A 23,491-nucleotide genomic window follows, 5' to 3' on the forward strand; every position below is an offset into this window, starting at 1 on the left:
GACTTCGTGTTCATGGTCCGTGAGACCTCGCAGATGTTCATCACCGGCCCGGACGTGGTCAAGGCCGTCACCGGTGAGGAGATCACCCAGAACGGCCTGGGCGGTGCGGACGTGCACGCCGAGGTGAGCGGGGTCTGCCACTTCGCCTACGACGACGAGGAGACGTGCATCGCGGAGGTGCGCTACCTGCTGTCGCTGCTGCCGCAGAACAACCGGGAGGCGCCGCCGCGGGTCGTGGCCTCGGATCCGGGGGACCGGCGGTCGCCGGTGCTGCTGGATCTGGTGCCGGCCGACGGGAGCCGGCCGTACGACATGACGAAGGTGATCGAGGAGATCGTCGACGACGGCGAGTACGTCGAGGTCCACGAGCGCTGGGCGCGGAACATCATCTGCGCGCTGGCGCGGCTGGACGGGCAGGTCGTGGGGGTCGTGGCCAACCAGCCGCAGGTCCTCGCGGGGGTGCTGGACATCGAGGCCAGCGAGAAGGCCGCCCGGTTCGTGCAGACCTGCGACGCCTTCAGCATCCCGATCGTCACCTTCCTGGACGTTCCGGGGTTCTTGCCGGGTGTGGACCAGGAGCACGGCGGGATCATCCGGCACGGGGCCAAACTCCTCTACGCCTACTGCAACGCCACGGTGCCGCGGATCTCGGTGATCCTCCGGAAGGCGTACGGAGGCGCCTACATCGTCATGGACAGCCTGTCCATCGGGGCGGACCTCGCCTACGCCTGGCCGACCAACGAGATCGCGGTGATGGGGGCGGAGGGCGCGGCGAACGTGGTGTTCCGACGTCAGATAGCCCAAGCGGAAGATCCCGAAGCCGTACGGGCGCGCATGGTCAAGGAGTACAAGTCGGAGCTGATGCACCCGTACTACGCGGCCGAGCGCGGCCTGGTCGACGACGTCATCGACCCGGCCGACACCCGTGCCGTGCTGATCCGTTCCTTGGCGATGCTGCGCGCCAAGCACGCCGAGCTGCCTTCCCGCAAGCACGGCAACCCCCCGCAGTGAACGCATGTACGACAGGCACCCGGTCGATGAGTGCCTCAGTACCGAGGCCCCGGCCAGGAGATGACTGATGGTCAAGCAGGAACGCGCGGCCCGTACCCGCCAGGCACTCATCCGTGCCGGGGCCGAGGTGTTCGCGCAGGAGGGATTCGCGGCCGCTTCGCTCTCGGCGATCAGCCGACGGGCCGGAGTGAGCAACGGAGCCCTGCACTTCCACTTCGAGAGCAAGAAAGCGCTGGCCGAGGCGGTCGAGGACGAGGCGCTCAAGGCGATGCGCGAGATCGTCCAGGAGGCGTCCGCGCGGGACGGCCGGGCGCTCGTGGAGCTGGTCGACGCCACCCACGGGCTGGTGAGCCGGATCGCCGAGGACGTCGTCGTACGGGCCGGGTTCGAGCTGTCGGGCGATCCGGGGCGGGGCGAGGGGCCCTCGCTGCGCTGGGAGTGGCAGCGGTGGGTCGAGGAGACGGTACGGCGCAGCGAGGAGGACGGCTGGCTGGCGCGGGGAGTGTCGGCGGACGACGCTGCGACCGCCATCGTGGCGGCGACCATGGGGTTCGAGGTGCTGGGCGCCGAGGACAAGGCATGGCTGTCGGAGGAGAAGGTCACCGGGTTCTGGGACCTGCTGCTGCCGCGGCTGACCGAGCGGCACGCGCAGGTGCGTGCGATCCGGAGCAGGCAGGCGCGGGTGGGGGCGCAGCGTGGTGAACCCGACCCCGTCGGGGGTTAGGGCTCTTCTGGCGGATCTCCGCGGCGTCGTGACGCCCGGCACGCACGCTCGCTCGCTCGCCGCACGGTGTGAAGGGCCGGGTGGCTCCGCCGCATGACCCTCCGCACCGCACGCCGGTCGCACGCACCGAACGCCGCTCCCATTCCCACGGAGATCCGTCAGGAGGGCCCTGGAGGCTGTCGTCCGGATCGTGCCGGCGCCGGGGGCGCCGGCACGCGCTCTCCCGCAGGGGGCGCCCCCTGCGGCGTTGCCGTCGGCCGACGGCTCCCCGCGCCCTGCGGCCCTGCTCGTGCCCGGCTCCCCGCGTCCGGCCCTGCTCCCCGTACCCGGTTCCGCTCGTGCCCGGCTCCTCCACGCCCGGCCCCCGTGCCCGGCTCTCCCACCCCGGCTCTCCCACCCCGGCTCCCCCGTACCCGGCTCCGCCGGTGCCCGGCTCCGTCCGCGCGGGGGTACCTCGTCGCGTCGACGCCTCTCTCGCCTTCTCGCCTCGCAGGCTCACGCACCGGACCCTGCCCAGGACCTGCTCGGATCCCGCTCAGGCCCTGTTCGGACCCCGCCCAGGTCCTGCTCGGACCCCGCTCAAGCCCTGCTCGGGGTCGGCCGAGAGGCGCTGTCCCTGCCTGATTCCTGGTCGGTACGGGCCCTCTGACGTCGGAAAACAGACCGCGCACCCTGTGTTTTGCTCCGGTTTGCGAAGGGGGCACCCAGGGTGAGGGGTGGCGCGGTCTGTTTACTGGATGGCTTCTACCTGCATCTATGTCGTTAAAGCCGGTATCCGGCGTCACTCAAGGCGCTCCTGAAAAATAAAAACAGCACGGTCGGTTTGGTATTGACAAACCGTCCGTCCTGTTTTTTAGTTGGTGTCACACCGACAGACGGCTGCTGGGCTCACGACTCAACATGCACGGGGATAGGGGAGACGGCATGGACATCGACGTTCTGGGAGCACTGAGCGTCCGGGAGAACGGAGTCTCGGTGACTCCGACGGCACCGAAGCCACGGCAGGTGCTTGCGCTGCTCGCCCTTCACGCCGATCAGGTCGTGCCCGTCGCGACGCTCATCGACGAGCTGTGGGGCGACCGGCCGCCGCGCAGCGCCCGCACCACGCTGCAGACGTACGTGCTCCAGCTGCGGGAGCTGATCGCGGCCGCCCTGGAGCGCGACCCCGAGAACGCCGCACGGCGTTCCGCCAAGGACGTGCTCGTCACCTCTCCGGGCGGGTACCTCCTCAGCTCGTCGGGCGGCACCATCGACGTCTGCGAGTTCGAGCGGCTGGCCGGCATGGGCTACCGGGCCATGGACGCCGGGGACTTCACCGGCGCGGCCCGCCAGCTGCGGGACGCCCTGAGCCTGTGGACCGGGTCCGCGCTCGCCGACGTGCAGACCGGGCCGCAGCTGGAGATGGAGACCAAGCGGCTGGAGGAGACCCGGCTGTGCGCGCTCGACCAGCGCATCGAGGCCGATCTGCGCCTGGGCCGCCACCGTGAGCTGCTGGGCGAACTCACCGTGCTGGTCAGCCGCTACCGCACCCACGAGAACCTGCACGGCCAGTTCATGCTGGCGCTGCACCGCTCCGGCCGGCGCAGCGAGGCGCTGGAGGTCTACCAGCGGCTGCGCAACGCGCTGGTGCGGGAACTCGGGCTGGAGCCGTCCTCCGGGCTGCGCCGGATGCAGCGGTCGATCCTGATGTCGGGGCCGGAGCCGGTGCTCGGCCAGCCGGCGGCCGCGGCGGAGCGCCTCAGCCGGGTGGGCTGAGGGTGTCGGTACACAAGCCTGTGGGTGAGGAGGAGCCGGAATGCAGGCGAGGTCGGAGAGGACGCGGCGCAGGCTGATCCGCGCAGGGGCGGAGATGTTCGACCGCGACGGCTATGCCAGTGCCACACTCGGGCAGATCGCCCGGACGGCGGGTCTGACCAAGGGGGCGCTCTACTTCCACTTCGCCTCCAAGGACGGGCTGGCCGACGCCGTGCAGGAACAGGGGGAGGTCCTGCTGCGCGACTTCGTCGTGCGGCAGCGGGAGGCGGGGGTCCCGCCGGTGCAGGGACTGATCGATCTGTCGCACTGGCTGGTGTGGACGCTGCACGATGATCCGGTGATCCGTGCGAGCTTCCGTATCACCGACGAGTGCGCCGGACGGCAGCTTCCGGTGACCGACTTCCATCAGGCATGGATCGCGGAGGTGATGCGGTTGGTGGGGCAGGCCCGTGCGATCGGTGAGCTGTGCGAGCCGTCTGCCGCGGACGGGCCGGAGACCCTGCTGTCCGCGGTCGTGTGCGGCCTGGAGGTGATCGCCGGATCCGCCGGTGTGCAGTACCCGGAACTGAGGCGCAGGGTGGGGGCGTTGTGGGAGTTCCTGCTGCCCTCCCTGGTGCCGGACGGGCAGGCCGGGCGCTACGACGTCCATGCCGCCGGGCTGGTCGTGCGGCCCGTCGAGGCCGCCTGAGCCCTGAGCCCTGAGCCCTGAGCCCTGAGCCCTGAGCCCTGAGCCCTGAGCCCTGAGCCCTGAGCCCTGAGCCCTGAGCTCCGAGCTCCGATTCCTGGGCCCTGAGCTCTGCGCTCTGCCCGCCTGCCCGCTTTTGTCTTGTATCCGCGTTTCATCTCGTCCCGTGCGCCGGTCCGTACTCCCTCGAACGGAGTAGGCGGCGGCGGGTGATCCCTCGCGCGGGCCAGTCGCGGTGCGCGGCTTCATCCCGGTCGGCGATGGTCCCGGGGCGTCCGCACCTTCGATACTTCCGTCGTCGGCCTGCCGGGACGGATCCCTTGGAGTCAACCCATGCCGCATGACAGTCAGACACTTCCGGCCACGGCGTCCGCCCCGCCCGGCGACCTGCTCACCGAACTCGTGGCCATGCTCGCCGCGATCCTGCGCCTGAAGCCCGAGAAGATCGACCCGGACCACACGTTCCGCTCGCTGGGGCTCGACTCGCTGCTGACGGTCGAGTTCGTCGCCACCGTCAACGCCCGTTACGGCACGGCCGTCAAGGCCGACGCGCTGTTCGACCAGCCGACGCCGCTGGCGTTCGCCCGGCATGTCGCCCGGGAGCGGGGAGTGCCGGGAGCCGCCCCCGCCGAGACGCCTGTCCGGCCCGGTCCCGCCGCTGCCTCTGCCTCCGCCGTTTTCGTGCCGCGCGCCGAGACGCCTGTGCAGGTCGCACCGGCCGTTTCTGCCGCACCGGCCGCTCCGGTCGCGCAGCCCGCCCCGGCCGTGCGGATGCCGCAGCCCCAGGCGGGGTCGGCGGCGGCCGGCGGGGGAGCGGTGCTGGACGTGCTGCGGGAGGAACTCGCCCGCATCCTGTGCTGCGACCCCTGGGACATCGACACCCGGGCCGCCTTCAACCTGCTGGGCGTGGACTCGATCCTGGGCGCGGAGTTCGTCGCGACCATCAACCGCATCTACGGGCTGCACGAACGCGCCGTCACGCTGTACGACCACCCCAGCCTCGCGGCGATGGCCGCGCACATCGCCGCCGTCGCGCCCGCCCCGCCACCGCCGGCGGCAGCGGTGTCCGCGAGCGGTGGCATGGACCTCGACGCACTGCTCGACGCGGTGCGCGACGGGCAGCTGTCCGTCGACGACGCGGTGGCCCTGCTGCCGCGGCGCGGCTGAACGGGCCTGGTGTCGTGCGATGAACGAACGCGAGATACTCATGCGCTTCAAGGCCGGGACGCTCGGCCGTGAGCAGGCGGCGCGGCTGCTGACCGGGTCGGCCGGGACGGCCGTGCCGACGGTCGTGGCCGAACCGCGGACCCCGCCGGTCGTGCTGCCGGAGGACCGGCCGGCCGGGGCCGCCGAGGTCGTCGGGGCCGTCGTGTCCGGTCCGGCCGTGGCCGACACCGCCGTCGTGCGTACGGCTCCGGTGCCCGCCGCGGTCCCGGGGACGGTGGCCGGCGACCGGTACGCCGTCGTCGGTGTCGCCGGGCGCTATCCGGCGGCGGGCGACGTGGACGCCTACTGGGAGAACCTGCGGGAGGGCCGTGACACGTCCGCGCCCGCACCCGTGGCCCGGCCCGGCGGCAGCCCCCTGGCGGCGGGGCAGCGCGGGTACTTCGTGGACGGGGCGGCCGAGTTCGACCCCGAGTTCTTCGGTGTCACCGCGGCCGAGGGCGCTGTGACGGACCCCCAGGAGCGGCTGTTCCTGGAGGTGGTCTGGGAGGCGCTGGAGGACGCAGGCTGCACCGGGTCCCGGCTGGACGCGCTGACGGCCGCCGGGGGAGCGCCGCGCGCGGTCGGGGTGTTCGCCGGAGCAGGCTCCTTCGACTACGCGCTGCTCGCCGCCGCCGCCTGGGCGGACGGAGGGAGCGAGATGCCGGCGGGCGGTCACGGGGGGCTGTCCGCGAGGGCCGCCGCGCTGCTCGGACTGACCGGGCCGGCGCAGGCCGTCGACACCGCGGAGTGCTCCGCCCTGACCGCCGTCCATCTCGCGGTCGGGGCACTGCGCCGGGGTGAGTGCGCGGCGGCCGTCGCCGGTGGCGTCGAACTGCTGCTGCACCCCTCGCGGGCCCGGGACGGGGCGGGGGAGGGCGCGGGAGCCGTCGTCCTCAAACCGCTGGACCGGGCGCTCGCCGACGGCGACCGGATCCACGCCGTGCTGCGGGACACCTACAGCGCGTTCGGCCCGCGGCGTCCGGGCCCGGCGGTGGCCGGCCGGGACGGGACGGGCCGGGGGCACGAGGTCCGGGAGACCCGGCAGAGCACCGCGGCACGGATCGGGCACGCCGGAGCGGCCACCGGGATCGCGGCGCTGACCGCCGCCGTGCTCCAGACCCGGCACGGCGTGCTCACCCCCGGGGACGGCGAGGGCGCGGGCGCGCCGTGGCCGCGGGCGACGGACGCACACGGGCGCGAGCTGCCCCGTACCGCCACCGTCGAGGTGGCGGCGGACGGCGGGCATGTGGCGGGGGCCGTGGTGGAGGAACATCTGGCCGCCCCGGGCGGGCCGCCGCCCCGCCGGACGGCGGGGGAGGACGGCGCGGCACGTGCGGAGCTGGTGCTCCTGTCGGCGCCGACGCCCGCGCATCTGGCCGCCACCGCCGGACGACTGGCGGACTGGCTGGACGAGCGGGACAAGCAGGGCGAGCCGGACGGACGGGACGGGCAGGGCGGGCAGGGCGGGGACACCGGTGGCCGGCTGGCCGGGGTGGCCCGTGCCCTGCGCGGTGGGCGGGCCGCACTGCCCTGCCGGATCGCGGTGCTCGTGCACGACGTGCCGCATCTCGTCACCGTGCTGCGGCGGGTCGCGGCCGGTGGGGACACCGACGCCGCCGGTGCGCCGCGGTGGGCCGACCTGCGGAACGGGCCGGCGGATGCGCTGGGCCTGAACGACGTGCCGGAAACCCGTGACTACCTCGCCGCACTGTGGCGGGGAGGGCGTCTGGAACAGCTGAGCCGGCTGTGGCTGCAGGGCGTCGACGTCGACTGGAGCGCGCTGGAGGCCGCGGAGCCGTGGGAGGCGACGCCGGTGCCGCCGCCGTCGGTGTTCCTGCGCAGCCGGCTGTGGCTGGGCGGCGGCCGCCCGGCCGGTACGGTCCGGCAGCCGGAGTCCGCCGCATGACCGAGCAGACCCTGGCGGTCGGCCCCATGGACACCCGCACGCGCCCCGAGCCGGTGAAACTGTGGTTCTGCCCCAACGACGAACTCGCCCCGGGCATCGCGGCGATCCTGGCCAGACACTGGCTGGACGAACACGAGCAGGAGATCGCCGGAAGGTTTCTCTTCGAACGCGACCGGCGCCAGTACCTCGTCGCGCACGCGCTCGTGCGCCGGGTGCTCGCGCTGGAGAGCGGGATCCCGGAGGCGGAAGCCGTGATCTGGCGGTCCTCGCGCGGACGGCCCTTCCTGCAGAAACCGTCCGAAGGACTGCCGCGCGGCGGCCGGGAGCTGGACTTCAACCTCTCGCACGCCCACGGCCACAACCTGCTCGGCGTGGTGCGCCGGCACCGTATCGGCGTGGACGTGGAACGGCTGGACCGCGGGGACCAGGGCTTCGACGCCATCGTGGAGTCGTTCGCCGAGTCCGAGCAGGCATGGGTCGCGCAGGCGGCGCCCGGCCGGCCCCGCGACCGGCGGGTGCTGCGGCTGTGGACGCTGAAGGAGGCGTACTCCAAGGCGCGCGGGCTCGGGCTCGGGCTGCCCTTCGACACGTTCTCCTTCACTCTGGCCGAGGACCGCGGTGTGCTCGCCTTCCGGCCGCCGGAGCAGGACAGCGGACGGGGCTGGCGGTTCGTGGAACTCGAACCGGTGCCCGACGTGCTGGCCGCGGTGGCCGTGCTGGCCGACGACGGCGCCTCGCCCGAGCTGCATCTGCACCACGGTTTCCCGTGGGGGCGGGCGGCGCACCGGCTGCTGGCACTGCCCGGGCCGGTGGCGCTGTCGGGCTGAGAGGACGTGACACAGGGGGGAGGCCCAGGGGGATGCCCAGGGGCACGGCGCCCATTCTGGGGTTCTCGTTGCGGCGGGGCCGCCCGAGGATGGGGCGAACCGCCCGTGTGCCGGCCCCGAAGGAGTGCTTTCGTGTCTTTGACCGCCGTGCCCGCCCCCCAGGGGGCCGCCGCCCAGCAGGTCGTCGACGCCCGTCAGTTCAGGGACGCGATGGCGCTGCTCGCCGCCCCGGTCACCATCGTCACCACCGTCGACACCGACGGCCGCCGCCGCGGGTTCACCGCCAGCGCGGTCACCTCCGTCTCCGCCGAACCACCGCTGCTGCTGGTCGGCGTCACCCGGGGAACGGGCTGCCATCAGCCGCTGCTGGCGGCCGGGGAGTTCGTCGTCAACGTGCTCGGTGCCCACCACGGCGAGCTGGCCCGGCGGTTCGCGGCCTCCGGCGTCGACCGGTTCGCCGGCGGCGAGTTCGAGGAGTGGCCCGGCAGCGGGCTGCCGTATCTGCCGGACGCGGCGGTGGCGCTGCGCTGCACCACGGCCGGTGTCGTGGCCGCCGGGGACCACGATCTGCTGCTCGGCACCCCGGCCGGGACGCACGAGCACGGTTCGAGCGGGGCTCTGGTCTGGTACCAGCGAGCCTTCCATGTCCCTGTGCAGACTTTCCAGGACGGAAAGGCGGCCGTGCACGCAGCCTGACGACAGGGGGATGCCGGTGGAACTGACACGGCGAGGCGGTGCACTCCGGCTGCTGGACGGGCTGCTGACGGAGGTCCGGCACACCCGGGGCGCCGTCGCGCTGGTGACCGGCAGCCCCGGCACCGGCAAGAGCGCCCTGCTCCGGGCCTTCGCCGCGCGGGCGGCCGCCGCCGGTGCGCCGGTGCTGTACGCGTCCGCCTCCCCGGCGGAGGCGGAACTGCCGCTCGGTGTGGTGGGCCAGCTCCTCAGCGGCGCCGGCCACCACGGCATCCCCGCGGCCGTGCACCGTGAAGGGCAGGACGCGGGCGTACCGCCCGGCGGCACGCAGCCGCAGGTGCTGTACGACGCCCTGCGTGCCCCGCGGCCGGGGCGGCCGGCGGTCGTCGTCGTGGACGACGTGCACCACACGGACGAGGCGTCCGCGCGGAGCCTGCTCTATCTGTGCGGACGGCTGGCCGCCACCGATGTGCTGCTGGTGCTGGGCGGGCAGCCGCGTCCGTCGCTGTCCCTGCCGCTCGCGGAACTGCTGGAGCACGCGCGCTGTGTCCGCATGCCGCTCCAGCCGCTGCCCGAGGACGGCGTCGCCGAGTTCCTCGGCGCGCCCGCCGGAGGCGCGATGGACGCGGCGACCGCCGCACGGCTCGCCCCCGACTGGCACCGCTTCACCGGCGGCAACCCGCGTCTGCTGCGCGCCCTGCTCGACGACCATCGCGACTGCGAGCCGGTGCGGCCCGTCCGGCCGGTCGCCGGAACCGCCTTCCGGGCCGCCGTCGCCGGGTGCCTGCGCAGCGCGGGGGCGGCGGTGACACGGACGGCCCGCGCTCTCGCCGTGCTCGCCGACGACGCCACCCTGACCCGGCTCGCCCGGTTCCTCGCCGTACCCGAACGGTCCGTGTCCTCCCGCACGGAGCACCTCGACGCCATCGGACTGCTGGACGGCGGACGGCTGCGCCACCAGGGCGTGCGCGCCGCGGTCCTCGAAGGACTGACCGCCGAGGAGAGCGCGGGCCTGCACGCACGGGCGGCCCGTGTGCTCTACGACGACGGCGCCGAACCGCCCGTGGTCGCCGTGCACCTGGTGGCCGCCGAAGCGGACGAGACGGGCGACACGGACGAGGCCGGCGGATCCGCCCGCGGCCGGACCGGCACGGCTCCCGCCTGGGCCGCACCACTGCTCGCGGAGGCGGCGCGGCACGCGCTGCGGGCGGGCGGAGCGCACCGGGCCGCGCAGTTCCTGCGGGCCGCGCACCGCGCCCGCGGCGGCGGGCCGCTCGCGGGCGGCACGCTGGCCGCGCTCGCCCGCGCCGAGTGGGAGAACGATCCGGCGTCCGTGCTCCGCCATCTGCCCGCGCTGGAGCGCGAACCGGGGGACGGGGCGGGCGGACCGCCCGCCGACCCGGCGGCTGACGCGGAGCGCCGGGCGGAGGCGGCCGGGCTGCTGCTGTGGCACGGCCGGCACGAACAGGCGGCGGCCGTGGCCGGGCTCGGGGAGAGCGCGGCCGTACGGGAGGTACGGGCCGCGCTCGGCTATGTCCGGCCCGTACCGGGCGGATCCTCCGCGGTGCCGGACGCGGACACCGCCGAACTGGTGCTGGATTCGATCGTGCACGGGCACGCGCCGCCGCCCGCGGTCGCGGCCGTTCTGACGGCGCTGCTGTACGCCGGTGAGACGGAGCGGGCCGCGCAGTGGTGCGCGCTGACGGCCGGGGCGGAGCGGCTGCGCGGCACACCCGCACGGCGGGCCGTGGCCCTCGCCGCGGCGGCCGTCGTCCACACCCGCACGGGGCTCCACGAGACCGGCGCCCGGTGCGCCGGGCGGGCACTGGCGCTGCTGTCGCCGGGTGCCTGGGGGGTGGCGGTGGGGATGCCGCTGTCGGCCGGGGTGTCGTCGGCGACCGCGCGCGGCGCGCACGAGGAGGCGGCGCGGCTGCTGCGGGTGCCGGTGCCGGAGGCGATGTTCCGTACCCGGGCCGGGGCGCACTATCTGCTGGCGCGGGGACGCCATCGGCTGGCGGTGGGCCGGGCACGGGCCGCGCTCGCCGACTTCCACGCCTGCCGCGACCTGACGGCGGACTGGGGCGCGCAGGCCCCGGACGCGGTCGACTGGCGGCAGCCCGCGGCGCAGGCGCTGCGCAGTCTGGGCGGTCTGCCGGACGGCGACCCGGTCGCGGTGCTCACCCGGTCGGAGCGGCGCGTCGCCGTGCTGGCCGCGGACGGCTGCACCAACCGGGCCATCGCGGCACGGCTGTACGTCACACCGAGCACGGTCGAGCAGCATCTCACCAACGTGTACCGCAAGCTGCGGGTGAAGTCGCGGGGCGACCTGGCGGAGCTGGTGGGGACGCGGGCGCGGACCGCGGCGGGCGCGTCCTGACGGCCGCCGTGTGACGGTCACCGTCCTTCCGCGGCGGCGAGCCGTGACGGTCTCCCGTGCCCGCGCCCGGCCGCCGGAGGGGGTGACGGCCGGGCGCGGGTGTCAGCGGGCGGGGAGGGAGGCGGTGCGCAGGCCCTGTCGGTTCTTGCGGCCCAGCAGGTCGGCGGCCACGAGCTCGCTGAGAGCCTGCGAGGGAAGGTAGTCCGGGGTGGGGAAACGCTCGTACAGGCGGTTCTGGATGGCGAGGGAGACGTCCAGACCGATGGTGTCCAGCAGGGCGAAGGGCCCCATGGGGTAGCCGAATCCGTGCTGCACGGCGGTGTCGGTGCGCTCGACGACACGGTCGTCGGCGCCCGGCCGGTCCAGCAGGGCGAGGGCCGCGCCCAGGTAGGGGAAGAGCAGGCTGTTGACGATGAAGCCGGTGCGGTCGGGACACTCCACGGCCGTCTTGCGCAGCCCCCGGCAGAACGCGCGGGCCGTGGCGAGGGTGGCCGGGGCCGTCGCGGGGGCGTGGACGATCTCCACCAGCCGCATCACCGGGGCCGGGTTGAAGAAGTGCAGGCCCACGACGTCGGCGGGGCGGCCCGACGCCTCGGCGCAGGCGGCGACGGACAGACTGGAGGTGGTGGTCGCCAGCACGGTGCCGGGGGCGCACACCTCGCCCAGCGCGGTGAACATCTCCCGCTTGACGTCGGGGTCCTCGGCGACGGCCTCGATCACCAGGTCGCAGCGGGCGAGCGCGCCGAGGTCCGCGGTGCCCTCCAGCACGGCCAGTGCCTCGTCGCGGGCGGCCGGTGTCACCTTGCCGCGGCGCACGCCGCGGGTGAGGGAGTCGGCGATGCCGTCCAGGGCCCCCCGCGCCTTGCCGGCGCTGCGGGCGACGAGAACGGTGGGGTGGCCGGCGGAGGCGGTGACCTCGGCGATGCCGCGGGCCATGGCGCCGGAGCCGACCACGCCGACGCGGTGCACGGGACGGGCCGTGGTCTCGTCCGGGACGCCGGTGTGTTCCGGCAGGAGGGTTCCGGTCTCGTCGTAGGAGTAGAAGCCGCGGCCGGCCTTGCGGCCCGGACGGCCTTCGGCGATCATCCGGCCCAGTACCGGGGCCGGTGCGAAGGAACGGTCGCCGGTGCGCTGCCACAGGTCGCTCAGGGCGGCGTGCGCGGTGTCCAGACCGATGCGGTCGAGCGTCTCCAGGGGGCCCGCGGGCAGTCCGCAGCCCAGGCGCATCGCGGTGTCGACGGCGTGGTGGGGGACGTAGCCCTCGTCGTACAGGGCGGCCGCGCGGTTGAGCAGTCCGAGGACCAGAGCGGTGGCGTCGGCGGCGGGCTGGGTGCCGACCTCGACGGCGGTGAGTCCGGCGGCGTCGAGGAGCAGCTCCAGGGCGGCGGCGGTCCCGGCGGAGGTCAGGGCCGTGTGGACGGGCTCGACGGGGGAGCCGGCCGACGGCGGGGTGAACAGACGCAGCCCGGCGAGGTCGGCGGGGCGCCCGGAGGCGATGGCGAGCCGGGCGAGGGGAGCCGAGACCGTGGTGGTGATCAGGGGCGTGCCGGGCGGGCAGACGCCGGTGATGCGGCGCAGGGCCTCGGCCTTGACGGCCCGGTCCTCGGGCACGGCCTCGACGACCAGGCCCGTCTCCCGCAGCAGGGCGTGGTCGTCGGTGAGGACCGGCCCGGGGGCGCCGGCGGGGCCGGCCGCCCCGGCGCGCCGGCCGACGCGGGCGAGGACGGCGGGGTCGGTGTCGACGCCGACGACACGGTGGCCGGCGCCGTGCAGCAGGAGCAGCAGGGCCTCGCCGACGGAGCCGAGGCCGACGATGCCGATCGCCGGGGCGGAGACAGGGGCGGGGGCAGGGGCGGGGAGCGGGGGCTGCGCGGTCATGGGGTCTGGTCCTGCCCTTCGCGGAAGCGGTTGATGGCCTTCAGATGGCGGGCGCGCAGTTCGGGGTCGGTGACGCCGAGGCCCTCCTCGGGGGCGAGGCAGAGCACGCCGACCTTGCCCTGGTGGACGTTGCGGTGCACGTCGTGGGCGGCCTGGCCGGTCTCCTCCAGGGAGTAGACCTTCGACAGGGTCGGGTGGATCTTGCCCTTGACGATCAGGCGGTTGGCCTCCCACGCCTCGCGGTAGTTCGCGAAGTGCGAGCCGATGATCCGCTTCAGCGACATCCACAGGTAGCGGTTGTCGTACTCGTGCCGGAAACCGGAGGTGGAGGCGCAGGTGACGACCGTGCCGCCCTTGCGGGTGACGTAGACCGAGGCACCGAAGGTCTCGCGGCCGGGGTGCTCGAAGACGATGTCGACGTCCTCGCCGCCGGTGAGCTCGCGGATGCGCTTGCCGAAGCGCTTCCACTCCTTGGGGTCCTGGGTGTTCTCGTCCTTCCAGAACCTGTACCCCTCGGCGCTGCGGTCGATGATCGCCTCGGCGCCCATCGAGCGGCAGATGTCCGCCTTCTGGTCGCTGGAGACCACGCAGACCGGGTTGGCGCCGCCGGCCAGGGCCAACTGGGTGGCGTAGGAGCCGAGGCCGCCGCTGGCGCCCCAGATCAGGACGTTGTCGCCCTGCTTCATGCCGGCGCCGTTGCGGGAGACCAGCTGGCGGTAGGCGGTGGAGTTCACCAGACCGGGGGCCGCGGCCTCCTCCCAGGTCAGATGGGCCGGCTTGGGCATCAGCTGGTTGGCCTTGACCAGGGCGACCTCGGCGAGGCCGCCGAAGTTGGTCTCGAAGCCCCAGATGCGCTGCTCGGGGTCGAGCATCGTGTCGTTGTGGCCGTCGGCGGACTCCAGCTCCACCGACAGACAGTGCGCGACCACCCGGTCGCCGGGCTTCCACCGGTTCACGCCCGGTCCGGTGCGCAGGACGACGCCGGACAGGTCCGAGCCGATGACGTGGTACGGCAGATCGTGGCGGGCGGTGTCCTCGGACAGCAGGGCGTACCGCTCCAGGAACCCGAAGGTCGCCAGGGGTTCGAAGATGGCGGACCAGACGGTGTTGTAGTTCACCGAGGAGGCCATCACCGCGACCAGCGCCTCGCCCGCGGCCGGCTCGGGGACCGGCACCTGCTGGATGTGCAGGGACTTGCGGGGATCCTTGTCGCGGGAGTCCATGCCCTCGAACATGGTGACGTCCTCACGGCGTACCACGGCACCCCGGTAGGACTCGGGCAGACGCAGAGCGGCGACGTCGTCCGGCGACGCGTCACCGACCACAGCACTGATGATCTCGTCCACGTGTTCCCGGTCCTCTCGCCACGGCTGCAACGGCACGTCGCACACCAGCGTGGACGCGCGGCCACGGGCCGCGGTACCCCGGCCCACCCCCTGTGTTCACCCCCGGCCCCGGGGCGCAGGTTCAGGGGGATGACAGGGGAAGCGGGGGGTGCCGCAGCCGCACATTCTGGGGTGACGCACGCCCGGAACCGGCCAGAGGCGACAGCCCGTAGGAGAACTCATGACCGCACATCGCGGCGACAGCCCGTGGTTCAGGAACTTCCGCCCCGCTCCCGAGGCGCCCGTGCGCCTGGTGTGCCTGCCGCACGCGGGCGGCTCGGCGAGTTTCTACTTCCAGGTGGCTCGCGCCCTGTCCCCTCGTGTCGAGGTGCTGGCGGTGCAGTACCCGGGCCGCCAGGACCGGCGCCAGGAGCCGGCGGCCACCGACCTGGAGGTCCTCGCCGAGCGGATCGCGGAGGCGCTCGGACCGTGGACGGACAAGCCGTACGCCCTCTTCGGACACAGCATGGGCGCCGTCGTCGGCTTCGAGGCGGCGCGCCGCCTGGAGGCGGCCGGCCGTGGGCCGGCGCAGTTGTTCGTCTCCGGGCGCCGGGCGCCGTCGGTGGACCGTGACGACTGGCAGCCCGGCACCGACGAGGAGGTCGTCGCGGAGATACGACGGCTCAACGGCACCGGCGACGCGCTGCTGGAGGACGAGGAGACGCTGCGCATGATCCTGCCCGCGCTGCGTGCCGACTACGGTGCCGTGCGCCGCTACCGCTACCGGCCGGGCCCCGCGCTCGGCTGCCCGGTCACCGCGTTCACCGGCGACAGCGACCCGAAGGCGGAGATCGGCGAGGTGCGGGCGTGGCACACGCACACCGCGTCCGCCTTCGAGCTGAACGTGCTGCCCGGCGGGCACTTCTTCCTCGTCGACCAGCAGGAGCCGGTGCTGCGCACGATCGAGGAGCAGCTGGAACGGGCGGCCGCGTCGGTGGTCGCGTCATGACCGTGTACGCGCCGGCCGTGGGCACGGTCGGGGTCCTGGGCACCGGCTCCTGTCTGCCCGAGCGGGTCGTCACCAACGACACGGTCGGGGAGGCGGCCGGGGTGAACGCGGAGTGGATCGAGCGCAAGACCGGCATCGTGGAGCGGCGTTACGCCGCCGACCACGAGGCGGCGTCCGATCTGGCCGCGGAGGCGGCGGCGCTGGCGCTGGCCGATGCCGGGGTGCGGGCCGAGGACCTCGCGTGGATCGTCGTGGCGACGTCCACACCGGACCATCCGCAGCCGGCGACCGCCGCGTTCGTGCAGCACCGGCTGGGCGCGTACGGGGCCGCCGCCTTCGACGTCAACGCCGTGTGCGCCGGCTTCGTGGCCGCGCTGCACACCGCCGCCCGGCTGCTGGCGGGCGACGGCGGCGGCGGGCGGCGCTGCGCGCTGGTCGTCGGCACCGAGGTGTACTCACGGATCATCGACCGGACCGACCGCAGGACCGCGCCGCTGTTCGGCGACGGCGCCGGTGCGGTGGTGATCGGGCCGGTGGGCGAGGGCCGGGGCCTGATCGGGACGGCGATGCGCACCGACGGGCATCTGCACGGGCTGATCGGGGTGGACGCGGGCGGCAGCAGGCGGCCGGCGTCGGAGAAGACCGTCGCACGCGGCGACCACTGGTTCCGTATGCAGGGCCGGGACGTGAGGGAGTTCGTCGAGCGGGAGCTGCCGCTCGCGGTCGCGGGGACGCTGGAGCGGTTCTCGGTGGCGCCCGGGGAGGTCGACCACTTCGTGCCGCACCAGGCCAACGGGGAGATGCTGCGCTCGGTCGCCGGGCGGCTCGGGCTGACCTCGGCACGGCTGCATCTGCCGGTGGACCGGCACGGCAACACCGGCGCCGCCTCCGTCCCCCTCGCCCTGGACCACGCCCGCCGGGGGGCCGGGCCGGGGGACGGGGCGCTGCGGGACGGGGAACTGGTGCTGCTCGCCGGGTTCGGCGGGGGGATGACGCTGGGAACGATCCTGTTGCGCTGGGGACGCTGAGGCGCTCCGGGGCACCCTGCCGGTGCTTCGCCGGGTTCCGTGTCCGCCCGCCGGCGGTGCCCGGCCCGCTGCCGCCACCGCGACTTCGGCGACTGGCCGCACTGCGAACGCGCCGCCGACGCGCCCAGGCCCCCGGCCCCCCCGGCACTCGCCCGCGGCGGCACGGCCGTCGCGCCGAACGCCGTCCGAGGGCCCTGCGGGACGGGGTCCTGCTAGGACGTCTCCGGCAGCCGGGCGACCAGGGTGTCGAAGCGGCGGACCAGGGCTTCCTGGCAGCGGTTGAGTTCGTCGATGCGCTGCTGGAGACGGGCGATCTCGCCGCCCAGTTCGAGGGCGTCGGTGAGGGTGGCCGAGGAGCGGCCGCCGGGGGCCGGGTGGGCCGGGGCGGACAGGTCGGGGGCGTGGTTGAGGATCGCCTCCATCCGGGCGCGCAGAGCCGGGCCCGGCTCGATGTCGAGAGCCTCCACCAGACGGCGGCGGGCACGTTCGTAGACGCCGAGGGCCTCCGCCTGGCGCCCGCTGCGGTAGAGGGCGACCATCAGCAGGTCGTAGAAGCGTTCGCGCAGCGGGTGGTCGGCGGTGAGCTTCTCCAGTTCGCCGGTGATCTCGCCGTGGCGGGCGCAGCGCAGGCTCGCCTCGTACAGGGACTCCAGGGCGGCCAGCCGGTTCTCCTCCAGCCGGTCCGCCTCGCTGGTGCAGATCGGGCCGTAGCGGCTGTCGGCGAGGGCGGGGCCCCGCCACAGGGACAGGGCGTGGCGCAGCAGCCGGGCGGCGTGCGAGGGGTCGGCGGCGACCGCGGCACGGCCCTGGGAGGACAGCCGGGTGAAGCGCTGCACGTCGGTGGTGGCGCCGCCCAGGCTCAGCAGATAGCCGGTGGGCAGGGTGCTGATCCACTCGTGGCCGGGTACGGGCCGGACGGGCTCGGGCAGCAGACGGCGCAGCCGGGCGACATGGGCCTGGAGGGCGTTGGCGGCGTTCGCGGGCGGCCGGTCGCCCCACAGTTCCTCGGTGAGCTGGTCGACGGAGAGCAGCCGGTCGGCGTGCAGGACGAGCGCGGACAGCAGGGCGCGCTGCTTGGAGCCCGGGGGGACGATGTCGGCGCCCGTGGTGCCGTCGTGGAACTCCATGGGCCCCAGCAGCCGGAACTCGGTCTCGCCGGCGGTCCCTTCGGGCGCAGGGGCACGGGCGGGGGCGGGGGCGAGAACGGAGGCGGAGGCGAGAACGGAGGCGGCCGTGGGCGCCCGGCGCTCCGCCGTCGTGGCGGTGCCCGGGGCCGTCATCGGGGCCCTGCGGGAGCGGACAGGGCGAGCGCGGCACGGATGTCGGCCGTGATGCGCGCGGTCAGCGGCGCGGGGTCGGGCTGGAAGTAGAAGTGGCCCCCCTCGAAGAGGCGCAGGCCGAGAGGGTGCGTGCTGTGCGCGGCCCATCCGGCCAGACGGTCCGGGGGCGCGACCGGGTCGTCGGTGCCGCCGTACACGGACAGCGGTACGGGCAGGGGCGCCGGGTCGGGCAGCGGACGCCAGGTCTCCACCAGACGGAGGTCGCCGCGGATGGCGGGCGAGAACAGCTCCCACAGCTCGGGGTCGTCGAGGACCTCGGCGGGGGTGCCGCCCATGAGGGCGAGTTCGCGGCGCAGGCCGGCGTCGGAGAGCAGATGACGGCGGGTGCCGTCGCCCCCGGGGCGGGGGATGCCGCGGGCCGACAGGCCGAGCCACATCGGCGCGCGGCCCTCGGCGACCAGCGCGCGGGTCAGCTCGTAGGCGATCAGGCCGCCCATGCTGTGCCCGAACAGGGCGAAGGGGCCCCTGAGTTCGGCGTCCAGCTCGGAGCGGAACCAGGACACCAGGCGAAGGGCGTCGCCGATGGCGGGACGGTCGCCGCACAGGCCGCGGCCGGGGGCGTCGACGAGACGGACGTCCCAGCCGGCGGGGAAGAGGCGCGGCCAGTCGCGGTACGCCAGGTGGGAACCACCGGCGTGGTGGAACACGAACAGGCGCAGTTCCATTCGGGGCTCCCTGCTGGATCAGGTCACTCGGCGGGCGGCGGTGCGGGGCCCGGTCCAGGGACGATAACCGGCGCTGCGGGGCGGCGGCGGGGTGCGCGAGTGCCGTTCCAGTGGTCGTGAAAGCGTTCTTGAGCAGGGCGGACGCAGGTGGGAAGGCCGCGTGTGGAGAGTCGCTCGAACGCGACTGGAGATCCCGACGGGTACGGCGGGAACGGGGCTAGCTTGCTGGACGGCCGACGGCTTTGAGCCACCGAGGGGCCTCGACCACTCGACCGGTACGGGGAGGAAAACTGTGGACATACAGGTTCTGGGTCCGTTGAGCGCCGACGTCAACGGGGTCTCGATCGTTCCGACCGCGGGCAAGCCGAGGCAGATCCTCGCTCTGCTCGCGTTCTATCCGGGCCGGGTCATGCCGGTGCCGACGCTCATGGAGGAGATCTGGGGCACCGAGATGCCCCAGAGCGCCATGACGACCATGCAGACGTACATTCTCCAGCTGCGCCGCCGGCTCGGCACCGCGATGGGGCCCGACGCTCCCGGCACCGCCAAGGAGGTGCTGGCCACCCGGCACGGCGGCTATCTGCTCCAGATCCCGCAGGAGAGCGTCGACGTGCACCGCTACGAGCAGCTGGTGACGGCCGGTCAGTCCGCCTTCGAGAGCGGCGACGACGAGCGGGCGGCAGACCTGTTCCGCGACGCGCTCGCCATGTGGCAGGGGCCCGCGCTGGTGGACGTACGGGTCGGGCCGATCCTGGAGATCGAGGTGATGCGGCTGGAGGAGAGCCGTCTGGTCACCGTCGAGCGCCGGATCGACGCCGACCTGCGGCTCGGCCGGCACGCCGAGCTCCTCGCCGAGCTGACCGACCTGATCGCCCGTCACCCCCAGCACGAGGGGCTGCACTCGCAGGCGATGGTGGCGCTGTACCGCTCCGGCCGGCAGGCCACCGCGCTGGACGTCTACCGCCGGCTGCGCGGCCGGCTGATCGAGGAACTGGGCGTGGAGCCGTCCCCGCAGCTCCAGCGGCTGCACCAGGCGATGCTCACCGTCGACCCGGCGCTCGACCAGGCGTGCGGACCGCGCCGCAGCTCCACCTTCGACCTCTACGCCGTCTGAGCCCGGGCACCGCAGGAGCCGTACGAGAGGGGACCAGCCATGCCCGACGCACAACCGGTGGAGCTGCACTGCTTCGCACACGCGGGGGCCGGGATCTCGGCGTTCCACGGCTGGCCCGCCCGGCTCGGCCCCGGTGCGACGCCCGTGCCGCATCTGCTGCCCGGGCGCGACCGCCGGCGCCGTGAACCCCGCGTGACCACGCGCGAGGCGCTGCTGGCCGACCTGTCCGACGGCTTCCGGGCACCGGACGGACCGTACGTGCTCTACGGGCACAGCCTCGGCGCGATGGTCGCCTACACCCTCGCCCGCGCCCTGCACGAGGCCGGGCTGCCGACGCCCGCGCTGCTCGCGGTGGGCGCGTGCCCGCCGCCGGACGCCGCCTCGGAACTCTCCGACGCCTGCGGGAGGTCCCCGGACCGGCTGCTGGAGCTGCTCGGCTCCCTGGGCGCGGTGCCCGAGGGCGCGCGGCCCGGAGGACTGTGGCATCGCGCGGTGCTGCCGGTGCTGCGCGACGACCTGACGCTCGCCGACAGCCTGCGCGCCGCCGCCCGTACACCCGTGGCGGGCGGCCCGTTCGCCGTGCCGCTGCTGGCCGTCGCGGGTGACGGCGACCCGCTGGCGCCGCCCGGCGCGACGGCGGGCTGGGCCCGCTGGACCGCGGGGCCGGTGGTGCGGCGCACCGTCGCCGGTGACCACTTCTTCGTACGGGGGCACGCGCTGCCCCGGCTGCTCGGGCGGGCCTGCCGGGTCGTCGGCCGGACCGCCCGAGCGCCGCTCGCCGCCGCGCACGGCTAGAGGGCGCCCCGTGCGGCGCCGTGCCGTCGTGTGCGGCCGGGGTGCCGCCGTCGCGTCCGTCGCGTCCCGGGGCGAGACCCCGGCGCCGACCGAAGCAGGCCGCGGTCGCGGCCGACCACAGGAGGACCAGCCATGAGGGACAGCCGATGAGACGAGTAGCCGTCACCGGGATCGGAGTGGTCGCGCCCGGCGGAGTGGGCACCGCGGCGTTCTGGTCGCTGCTGACCGAGGGCCGTACCGCCACCCGCCGGATCACGCTCTTCGACGCCTCGACGTTCCGTTCGCAGATCGCCGCCGAGGCCGACTTCGACCCGGTCCGGCACGGGTTCACGCCCGAGGAGGCGCGGCGGCTGGACCGGGCCGCGCAGTTCGGCCTGACCGCGGCGCGGGAGGCGGTCGCCGACAGCGGCCTGGACATCGGCGCGGTCGCGCACCGCACCGGGGTCACCCTGGGCAGCGCGGTCGGCTGCAGCAGCGGCCTGGACGAGACGTACGCGCACGTCAGCGAGCGCGGCGCGGACTGGCGGCTGGACCACACCCGGGCCGAGGCACGGCTCGGCGACTACCTCGTGCCCAGCTCGATGGCCGCCGAGGTGGCCCGGGACTGCGGCGCGCAGGGCCCGGTCGCCGTCGTCTCCACCGGCTGCACCTCCGGCCTGGACGCGCTCGGCCACGCCGTCGAACTCATCCGCGAGGGCAGCGCCGACGTGATGGTCGCCGGGGCGTCCGAGGCACCGATCACCCCGATCACGCTCGCCTCGTTCGACGCGATCCGCGCCACCAGCGCCCGCAACGACGAGCCGGAGACGGCCTCGCGCCCCTTCGACCGCACCCGCAACGGGTTCGTGCTCGGCGAGGGGTGCGCCGTCCTCGTCCTGGAGGAGTACGGGCACGCGCTGCGGCGCGGCGCGCACGTCTACGCCGAGATCGCCGGGTTCGCCAGCCGCTCCAACGCGTACCACATGACCGGGCTGCGGCTGGACGGCGAGGAGATGGCGGAGGCGATCCGGATCGCCCTGCTGGAGGCGCGGCTGAACCCCGACGCCGTCGACTACGTCAACGCGCACGGCTCGGGGACCAAGCAGAACGACAAGCACGAGACGGCCGCGTTCAAGCGGAGCCTGGGCGAGCACGCCCACCGGGTGCCGGTCAGCTCCATCAAGTCGATGATCGGGCACTCGCTGGGGGCGATCGGCTCGCTGGAGATCGCCGCCTGCGCGCTGGCCATCGAGCACGACGTCGTCCCGCCCACGGCCAACCTGCACGACCCGGACCCGGCCTGCGACCTCGACTACACGCCGCTGACCGCGCGCGAACAGCGCACCGACACCGTGCTCAGCGTCGGCAGCGGCTTCGGCGGCTTCCAGAGCGCGATGGTCCTCACCGCGCCGCGGGCGGCGGCATGAGGGCCGTCGCGCTGCGCGCGGCCGGCGCGGAGACAGCCGGGGCACGCGGCCCCGGGGCCGTGGACCTGGCCGGGCCGTGGGACACGGACCTGCTCGCGCGCGGCGTGGCGCGGGGCTGGGCCGGTGCGGTGACCGGCGGCCTGAGCGAGGGGGAGGAACTCGACGTGATCGGTACGCAGACGGTGCGGCAGCAGGGGCTGATCGGCACCCGGGACGTGGAGGCCGCCGTCACCGGCCTCGGGGTCGTGGCGCCGGGCGGCGTGGGCACCGAGACCTGGTGGGCGGCGATGCTGGAGGGCCGCGGTGCCATCGGGCCGGTCACCCGCTTCGACGCCTCCGGCTTCCCGGTGCGTCTGGCCGGTGAGGTGTCCGGGTTCGCCGACGAGGAGCACGTGCCCGGACGGCTGCTGCCGCAGACCGACCGGGTGACCCGGCTCGCGCTCGCCGCCGCCGGGGAGGCGCTCGGCGCGGCCGGACTGGACCCCGCCCGGATGCCCGACTACGCCGTCGGCGTGGTCACCGCCAACGCGGCCGGCGGGTTCGAGTTCGGCCAGCGGGAGCTCCAGGCGCTGTGGAGCCGGGGCAGCCGGCACGTCGGCGCCTACCAGTCCTTCGCCTGGTTCTACGCCGCCAACTCCGGCCAGATCTCCATCCGGCACGGGCTGCGCGGCCCGAGCGGCGTCGTCGTCTCCGAGCAGGCCGGCGGGCTCGACGCCGTCGCCCAGGCCCGCCGCCAGCTGCGCAGGGGCGTGCACGCGGTGGTCACCGGCGGCGCCGACTCCACCCTGTGCCCCTGGGGCTGGACCGCCCACCTCGCCGCCGGCGGCATGAGCACCGCCGAGGACCCGGAGCGCGCCTACCTGCCCTTCGACGCCGACGCCCGCGGCCATGTCGTCGGCGAGGGCGGAGCGCTGCTGGTGCTGGAGGACGGCGACGTCGCCCGCGCCCGCGGGGCCTCGGTGCTCGGCACCGTCGCCGGATGCGCCGCCACCTTCGACCCCGCGCCCGGCACCGGCGCCCCCCGGCTGCGGGCCGCCGCCGAACTCGCCCTGGCCGACGCCCGGACCACCCCCGCCGAGGTCGACGTCGTGTTCGCCGACGCGGCCGGGGAACGGGCCGCCGACCGGGCCGAGGCCGAGGCCCTGGCCGCGCTGTTCGGACCGTACGGCGTGCCGGTCACCGCGCCCAAGTCGATGACCGGACGGCTGCTGTCGGGCGGCTCGGCGGTCGACCTCGCGGCGGCGCTGCTCGCCCTGCGCGACCAGGTGATCCCGCCGACCCTCGGCACGGTCCGCGTCGCCGACGACTGCCCGCTGGACCTGGTCACCGGCACGGCCCGTCCGGCCCGGCTGCGCACCGCGCTGGTCCTGGCCCGTGGCCGCGGCGGCTTCAACGCGGCGACGGTCGTACGGGCCGCCCGCTGACCCCTCACCCATCACCCGCCAACCCGTAGGAGAAGAGGCACACCGTGGACCGGCTGGAACTCGACCGACTCACCGAACTGCTGCGCGAGTGCGCTGGAGAGGGCGAAGGCATCGGCCTGGACGGCGACGCCCTGGACACCCCCTTCCTCGATCTGGGCTACGACTCGCTCGCGCTGCTCCAGGTCACCGGCATCATCGAGCGCGACCACGACCTGATGCTCGATGAGGAGGCACTGGACGAGGCGGAGACGCCGCGCCAGTACCTGGACCTCGTCAACCGGGCGCTGGCCGCGCGCACCGCGGCATGACGGGCGGACCACGGC

Annotated in this window: 20 protein-coding genes; 16 read left to right on the top strand and 4 right to left on the bottom strand. The window is 74.7% G+C overall.

What is annotated here, in order from left to right; genetic code table 11:
- The 9 genes from ACIQGV_RS36780 to ACIQGV_RS36820 form a co-directional block, all read left to right on the top strand.
- On the top strand, positions 1–1,011 hold a 1,011-nt coding region (locus tag ACIQGV_RS36780), incomplete at its 5' end, for an acyl-CoA carboxylase subunit beta (RefSeq protein ID WP_402503115.1).
- A 67-nt stretch (positions 1,012–1,078) separates the two neighbouring features.
- Positions 1,079–1,735, top strand: a complete 657-nt coding sequence (locus ACIQGV_RS36785; RefSeq protein WP_402503118.1) for a ScbR family autoregulator-binding transcription factor — start codon at positions 1,079–1,081, stop codon at positions 1,733–1,735.
- A gap of 924 nt (positions 1,736–2,659) precedes the next feature.
- Positions 2,660–3,490 carry a BTAD domain-containing putative transcriptional regulator gene (locus ACIQGV_RS36790; RefSeq protein WP_402503121.1) on the top strand — a complete coding sequence of 277 codons (831 nt, stop codon included), beginning with the start codon at positions 2,660–2,662 and terminating at the stop codon, positions 3,488–3,490.
- Positions 3,491–3,530: 40 nt separating this feature from the next.
- Entirely contained in the window at positions 3,531–4,178 is a 648-nt protein-coding gene (locus tag ACIQGV_RS36795) for a ScbR family autoregulator-binding transcription factor (protein ID WP_402503123.1), read from the top strand.
- Between the two features lie 330 nt (positions 4,179–4,508).
- A complete protein-coding gene (locus tag ACIQGV_RS36800; protein ID WP_402503125.1) occupies positions 4,509–5,342 on the top strand; it encodes a phosphopantetheine-binding protein in 834 nt (277 codons plus the stop codon).
- A 19-nt stretch (positions 5,343–5,361) separates the two neighbouring features.
- The gene (locus ACIQGV_RS36805; protein WP_402503127.1) at positions 5,362–7,287 is read left to right on the top strand and encodes a polyketide synthase; all 1,926 of its coding nucleotides are present in this window, start codon (positions 5,362–5,364) and stop codon (positions 7,285–7,287) included.
- Entirely contained in the window at positions 7,284–8,114 is an 831-nt protein-coding gene (locus ACIQGV_RS36810) for a 4'-phosphopantetheinyl transferase family protein (protein WP_402503130.1), read from the top strand. Before ACIQGV_RS36805 ends, ACIQGV_RS36810 begins: the two co-directional genes overlap by 4 nt.
- Positions 8,115–8,246: 132 nt before the next feature.
- Entirely contained in the window at positions 8,247–8,810 is a 564-nt protein-coding gene (locus ACIQGV_RS36815) for a flavin reductase family protein (RefSeq protein WP_402503132.1), read from the top strand.
- Between the two features lie 16 nt (positions 8,811–8,826).
- Positions 8,827–11,184: an AAA family ATPase gene (locus tag ACIQGV_RS36820; protein WP_402503135.1), complete on the top strand. Its 2,358-nt coding sequence runs from the start codon at positions 8,827–8,829 to the stop codon at positions 11,182–11,184.
- Positions 11,185–11,286: 102 nt separating this feature from the next.
- Here ACIQGV_RS36820 and ACIQGV_RS36825 read toward each other — a convergent pair whose 3' ends face one another.
- Both ACIQGV_RS36825 and ccrA read right to left on the bottom strand, forming a co-directional pair.
- Positions 11,287–13,062: a 3-hydroxyacyl-CoA dehydrogenase family protein gene (locus tag ACIQGV_RS36825; RefSeq protein ID WP_402503137.1), complete on the bottom strand. Its 1,776-nt coding sequence runs from the start codon at positions 13,060–13,062 to the stop codon at positions 11,287–11,289.
- Positions 13,059–14,408 carry a crotonyl-CoA carboxylase/reductase gene (gene ccrA / locus ACIQGV_RS36830; protein ID WP_402503140.1) on the bottom strand — a complete coding sequence of 450 codons (1,350 nt, stop codon included), beginning with the start codon at positions 14,406–14,408 and terminating at the stop codon, positions 13,059–13,061. Before ccrA ends, ACIQGV_RS36825 begins: the two co-directional genes overlap by 4 nt.
- 220 nt (positions 14,409–14,628) lie before the next feature.
- Between ccrA and ACIQGV_RS36835 the strand changes: the two genes are divergently transcribed.
- The gene (locus ACIQGV_RS36835; RefSeq protein ID WP_402503142.1) at positions 14,629–15,396 is read left to right on the top strand and encodes a thioesterase II family protein; all 768 of its coding nucleotides are present in this window, start codon (positions 14,629–14,631) and stop codon (positions 15,394–15,396) included.
- Positions 15,393–16,424, top strand: coding sequence for a 3-oxoacyl-ACP synthase III family protein (locus ACIQGV_RS36840; protein WP_402503144.1), 1,032 nt, complete (start codon positions 15,393–15,395; stop codon positions 16,422–16,424). The genes ACIQGV_RS36835 and ACIQGV_RS36840 overlap by 4 nt, the downstream gene beginning before the upstream one ends.
- Before the next feature lie 212 nt (positions 16,425–16,636).
- Here the strand turns inward: ACIQGV_RS36840 and ACIQGV_RS36845 are convergent, their stop codons facing one another.
- Positions 16,637–17,704, bottom strand: a complete 1,068-nt coding sequence (locus ACIQGV_RS36845; RefSeq protein ID WP_402503146.1) for a BTAD domain-containing putative transcriptional regulator — start codon at positions 17,702–17,704, stop codon at positions 16,637–16,639.
- Positions 17,701–18,429: a thioesterase II family protein gene (locus ACIQGV_RS36850; protein WP_402503147.1), complete on the bottom strand. Its 729-nt coding sequence runs from the start codon at positions 18,427–18,429 to the stop codon at positions 17,701–17,703. The genes ACIQGV_RS36845 and ACIQGV_RS36850 overlap by 4 nt, the downstream gene beginning before the upstream one ends.
- A gap of 292 nt (positions 18,430–18,721) precedes the next feature.
- Here ACIQGV_RS36850 and ACIQGV_RS36855 point away from each other — a divergent pair, with 292 nt between their 5' ends.
- The 5 genes from ACIQGV_RS36855 (at position 18,722) to ACIQGV_RS36875 (ending at position 23,476) form a co-directional block, all read left to right on the top strand.
- A complete protein-coding gene (locus ACIQGV_RS36855) occupies positions 18,722–19,543 on the top strand; it encodes a BTAD domain-containing putative transcriptional regulator (RefSeq protein WP_402503149.1) in 822 nt (273 codons plus the stop codon).
- Between the two features lie 39 nt (positions 19,544–19,582).
- A complete protein-coding gene (locus ACIQGV_RS36860; RefSeq protein WP_402503151.1) occupies positions 19,583–20,338 on the top strand; it encodes a thioesterase II family protein in 756 nt (251 codons plus the stop codon).
- Positions 20,339–20,484: 146 nt separating this feature from the next.
- Positions 20,485–21,744, top strand: a complete 1,260-nt coding sequence (locus ACIQGV_RS36865) for a beta-ketoacyl-[acyl-carrier-protein] synthase family protein (protein WP_402503154.1) — start codon at positions 20,485–20,487, stop codon at positions 21,742–21,744.
- Complete coding sequence (locus ACIQGV_RS36870) at positions 21,741–23,168, top strand: beta-ketoacyl synthase N-terminal-like domain-containing protein (RefSeq protein ID WP_402503156.1); 1,428 nt, start codon at positions 21,741–21,743, stop codon at positions 23,166–23,168. Before ACIQGV_RS36865 ends, ACIQGV_RS36870 begins: the two co-directional genes overlap by 4 nt.
- Before the next feature lie 44 nt (positions 23,169–23,212).
- Positions 23,213–23,476, top strand: coding sequence for an acyl carrier protein (locus ACIQGV_RS36875; protein ID WP_402503159.1), 264 nt, complete (start codon positions 23,213–23,215; stop codon positions 23,474–23,476).
- Positions 23,477–23,491 lie beyond the last annotated feature (15 nt).

The sequence above is a fragment of the Streptomyces sp. NPDC093094 genome (assembly GCF_044754345.1).
Classification (GTDB): domain Bacteria; phylum Actinomycetota; class Actinomycetes; order Streptomycetales; family Streptomycetaceae; genus Streptomyces.

Excerpts from the sequence above, each read along its gene's own strand:
- ACIQGV_RS36860 (WP_402503151.1), top strand. The coding sequence starts at position 19,583 with ATGCCCGACGCACAACCGGTGGAGCTGCACTGCTTCGCACACGCGGGG.
- ACIQGV_RS36800 (WP_402503125.1), top strand. The coding sequence starts at position 4,509 with ATGCCGCATGACAGTCAGACACTTCCGGCCACGGCGTCCGCCCCGCCC.
- ACIQGV_RS36870 (WP_402503156.1), top strand. The coding sequence starts at position 21,741 with ATGAGGGCCGTCGCGCTGCGCGCGGCCGGCGCGGAGACAGCCGGGGCA.
- ACIQGV_RS36810 (WP_402503130.1), top strand. The coding sequence starts at position 7,284 with ATGACCGAGCAGACCCTGGCGGTCGGCCCCATGGACACCCGCACGCGC.
- ACIQGV_RS36790 (WP_402503121.1), top strand. The coding sequence starts at position 2,660 with ATGGACATCGACGTTCTGGGAGCACTGAGCGTCCGGGAGAACGGAGTC.
- ACIQGV_RS36785 (WP_402503118.1), top strand. The coding sequence starts at position 1,079 with ATGGTCAAGCAGGAACGCGCGGCCCGTACCCGCCAGGCACTCATCCGT.
- ACIQGV_RS36795 (WP_402503123.1), top strand. The coding sequence starts at position 3,531 with ATGCAGGCGAGGTCGGAGAGGACGCGGCGCAGGCTGATCCGCGCAGGG.
- ACIQGV_RS36825 (WP_402503137.1), bottom strand. The coding sequence starts at position 13,062 with ATGACCGCGCAGCCCCCGCTCCCCGCCCCTGCCCCCGCCCCTGTCTCC.
- ACIQGV_RS36840 (WP_402503144.1), top strand. The coding sequence starts at position 15,393 with ATGACCGTGTACGCGCCGGCCGTGGGCACGGTCGGGGTCCTGGGCACC.
- ACIQGV_RS36845 (WP_402503146.1), bottom strand. The coding sequence starts at position 17,704 with ATGACGGCCCCGGGCACCGCCACGACGGCGGAGCGCCGGGCGCCCACG.
- ACIQGV_RS36835 (WP_402503142.1), top strand. The coding sequence starts at position 14,629 with ATGACCGCACATCGCGGCGACAGCCCGTGGTTCAGGAACTTCCGCCCC.
- ACIQGV_RS36865 (WP_402503154.1), top strand. The coding sequence starts at position 20,485 with ATGAGACGAGTAGCCGTCACCGGGATCGGAGTGGTCGCGCCCGGCGGA.
- ACIQGV_RS36850 (WP_402503147.1), bottom strand. The coding sequence starts at position 18,429 with ATGGAACTGCGCCTGTTCGTGTTCCACCACGCCGGTGGTTCCCACCTG.
- ACIQGV_RS36805 (WP_402503127.1), top strand. The coding sequence starts at position 5,362 with ATGAACGAACGCGAGATACTCATGCGCTTCAAGGCCGGGACGCTCGGC.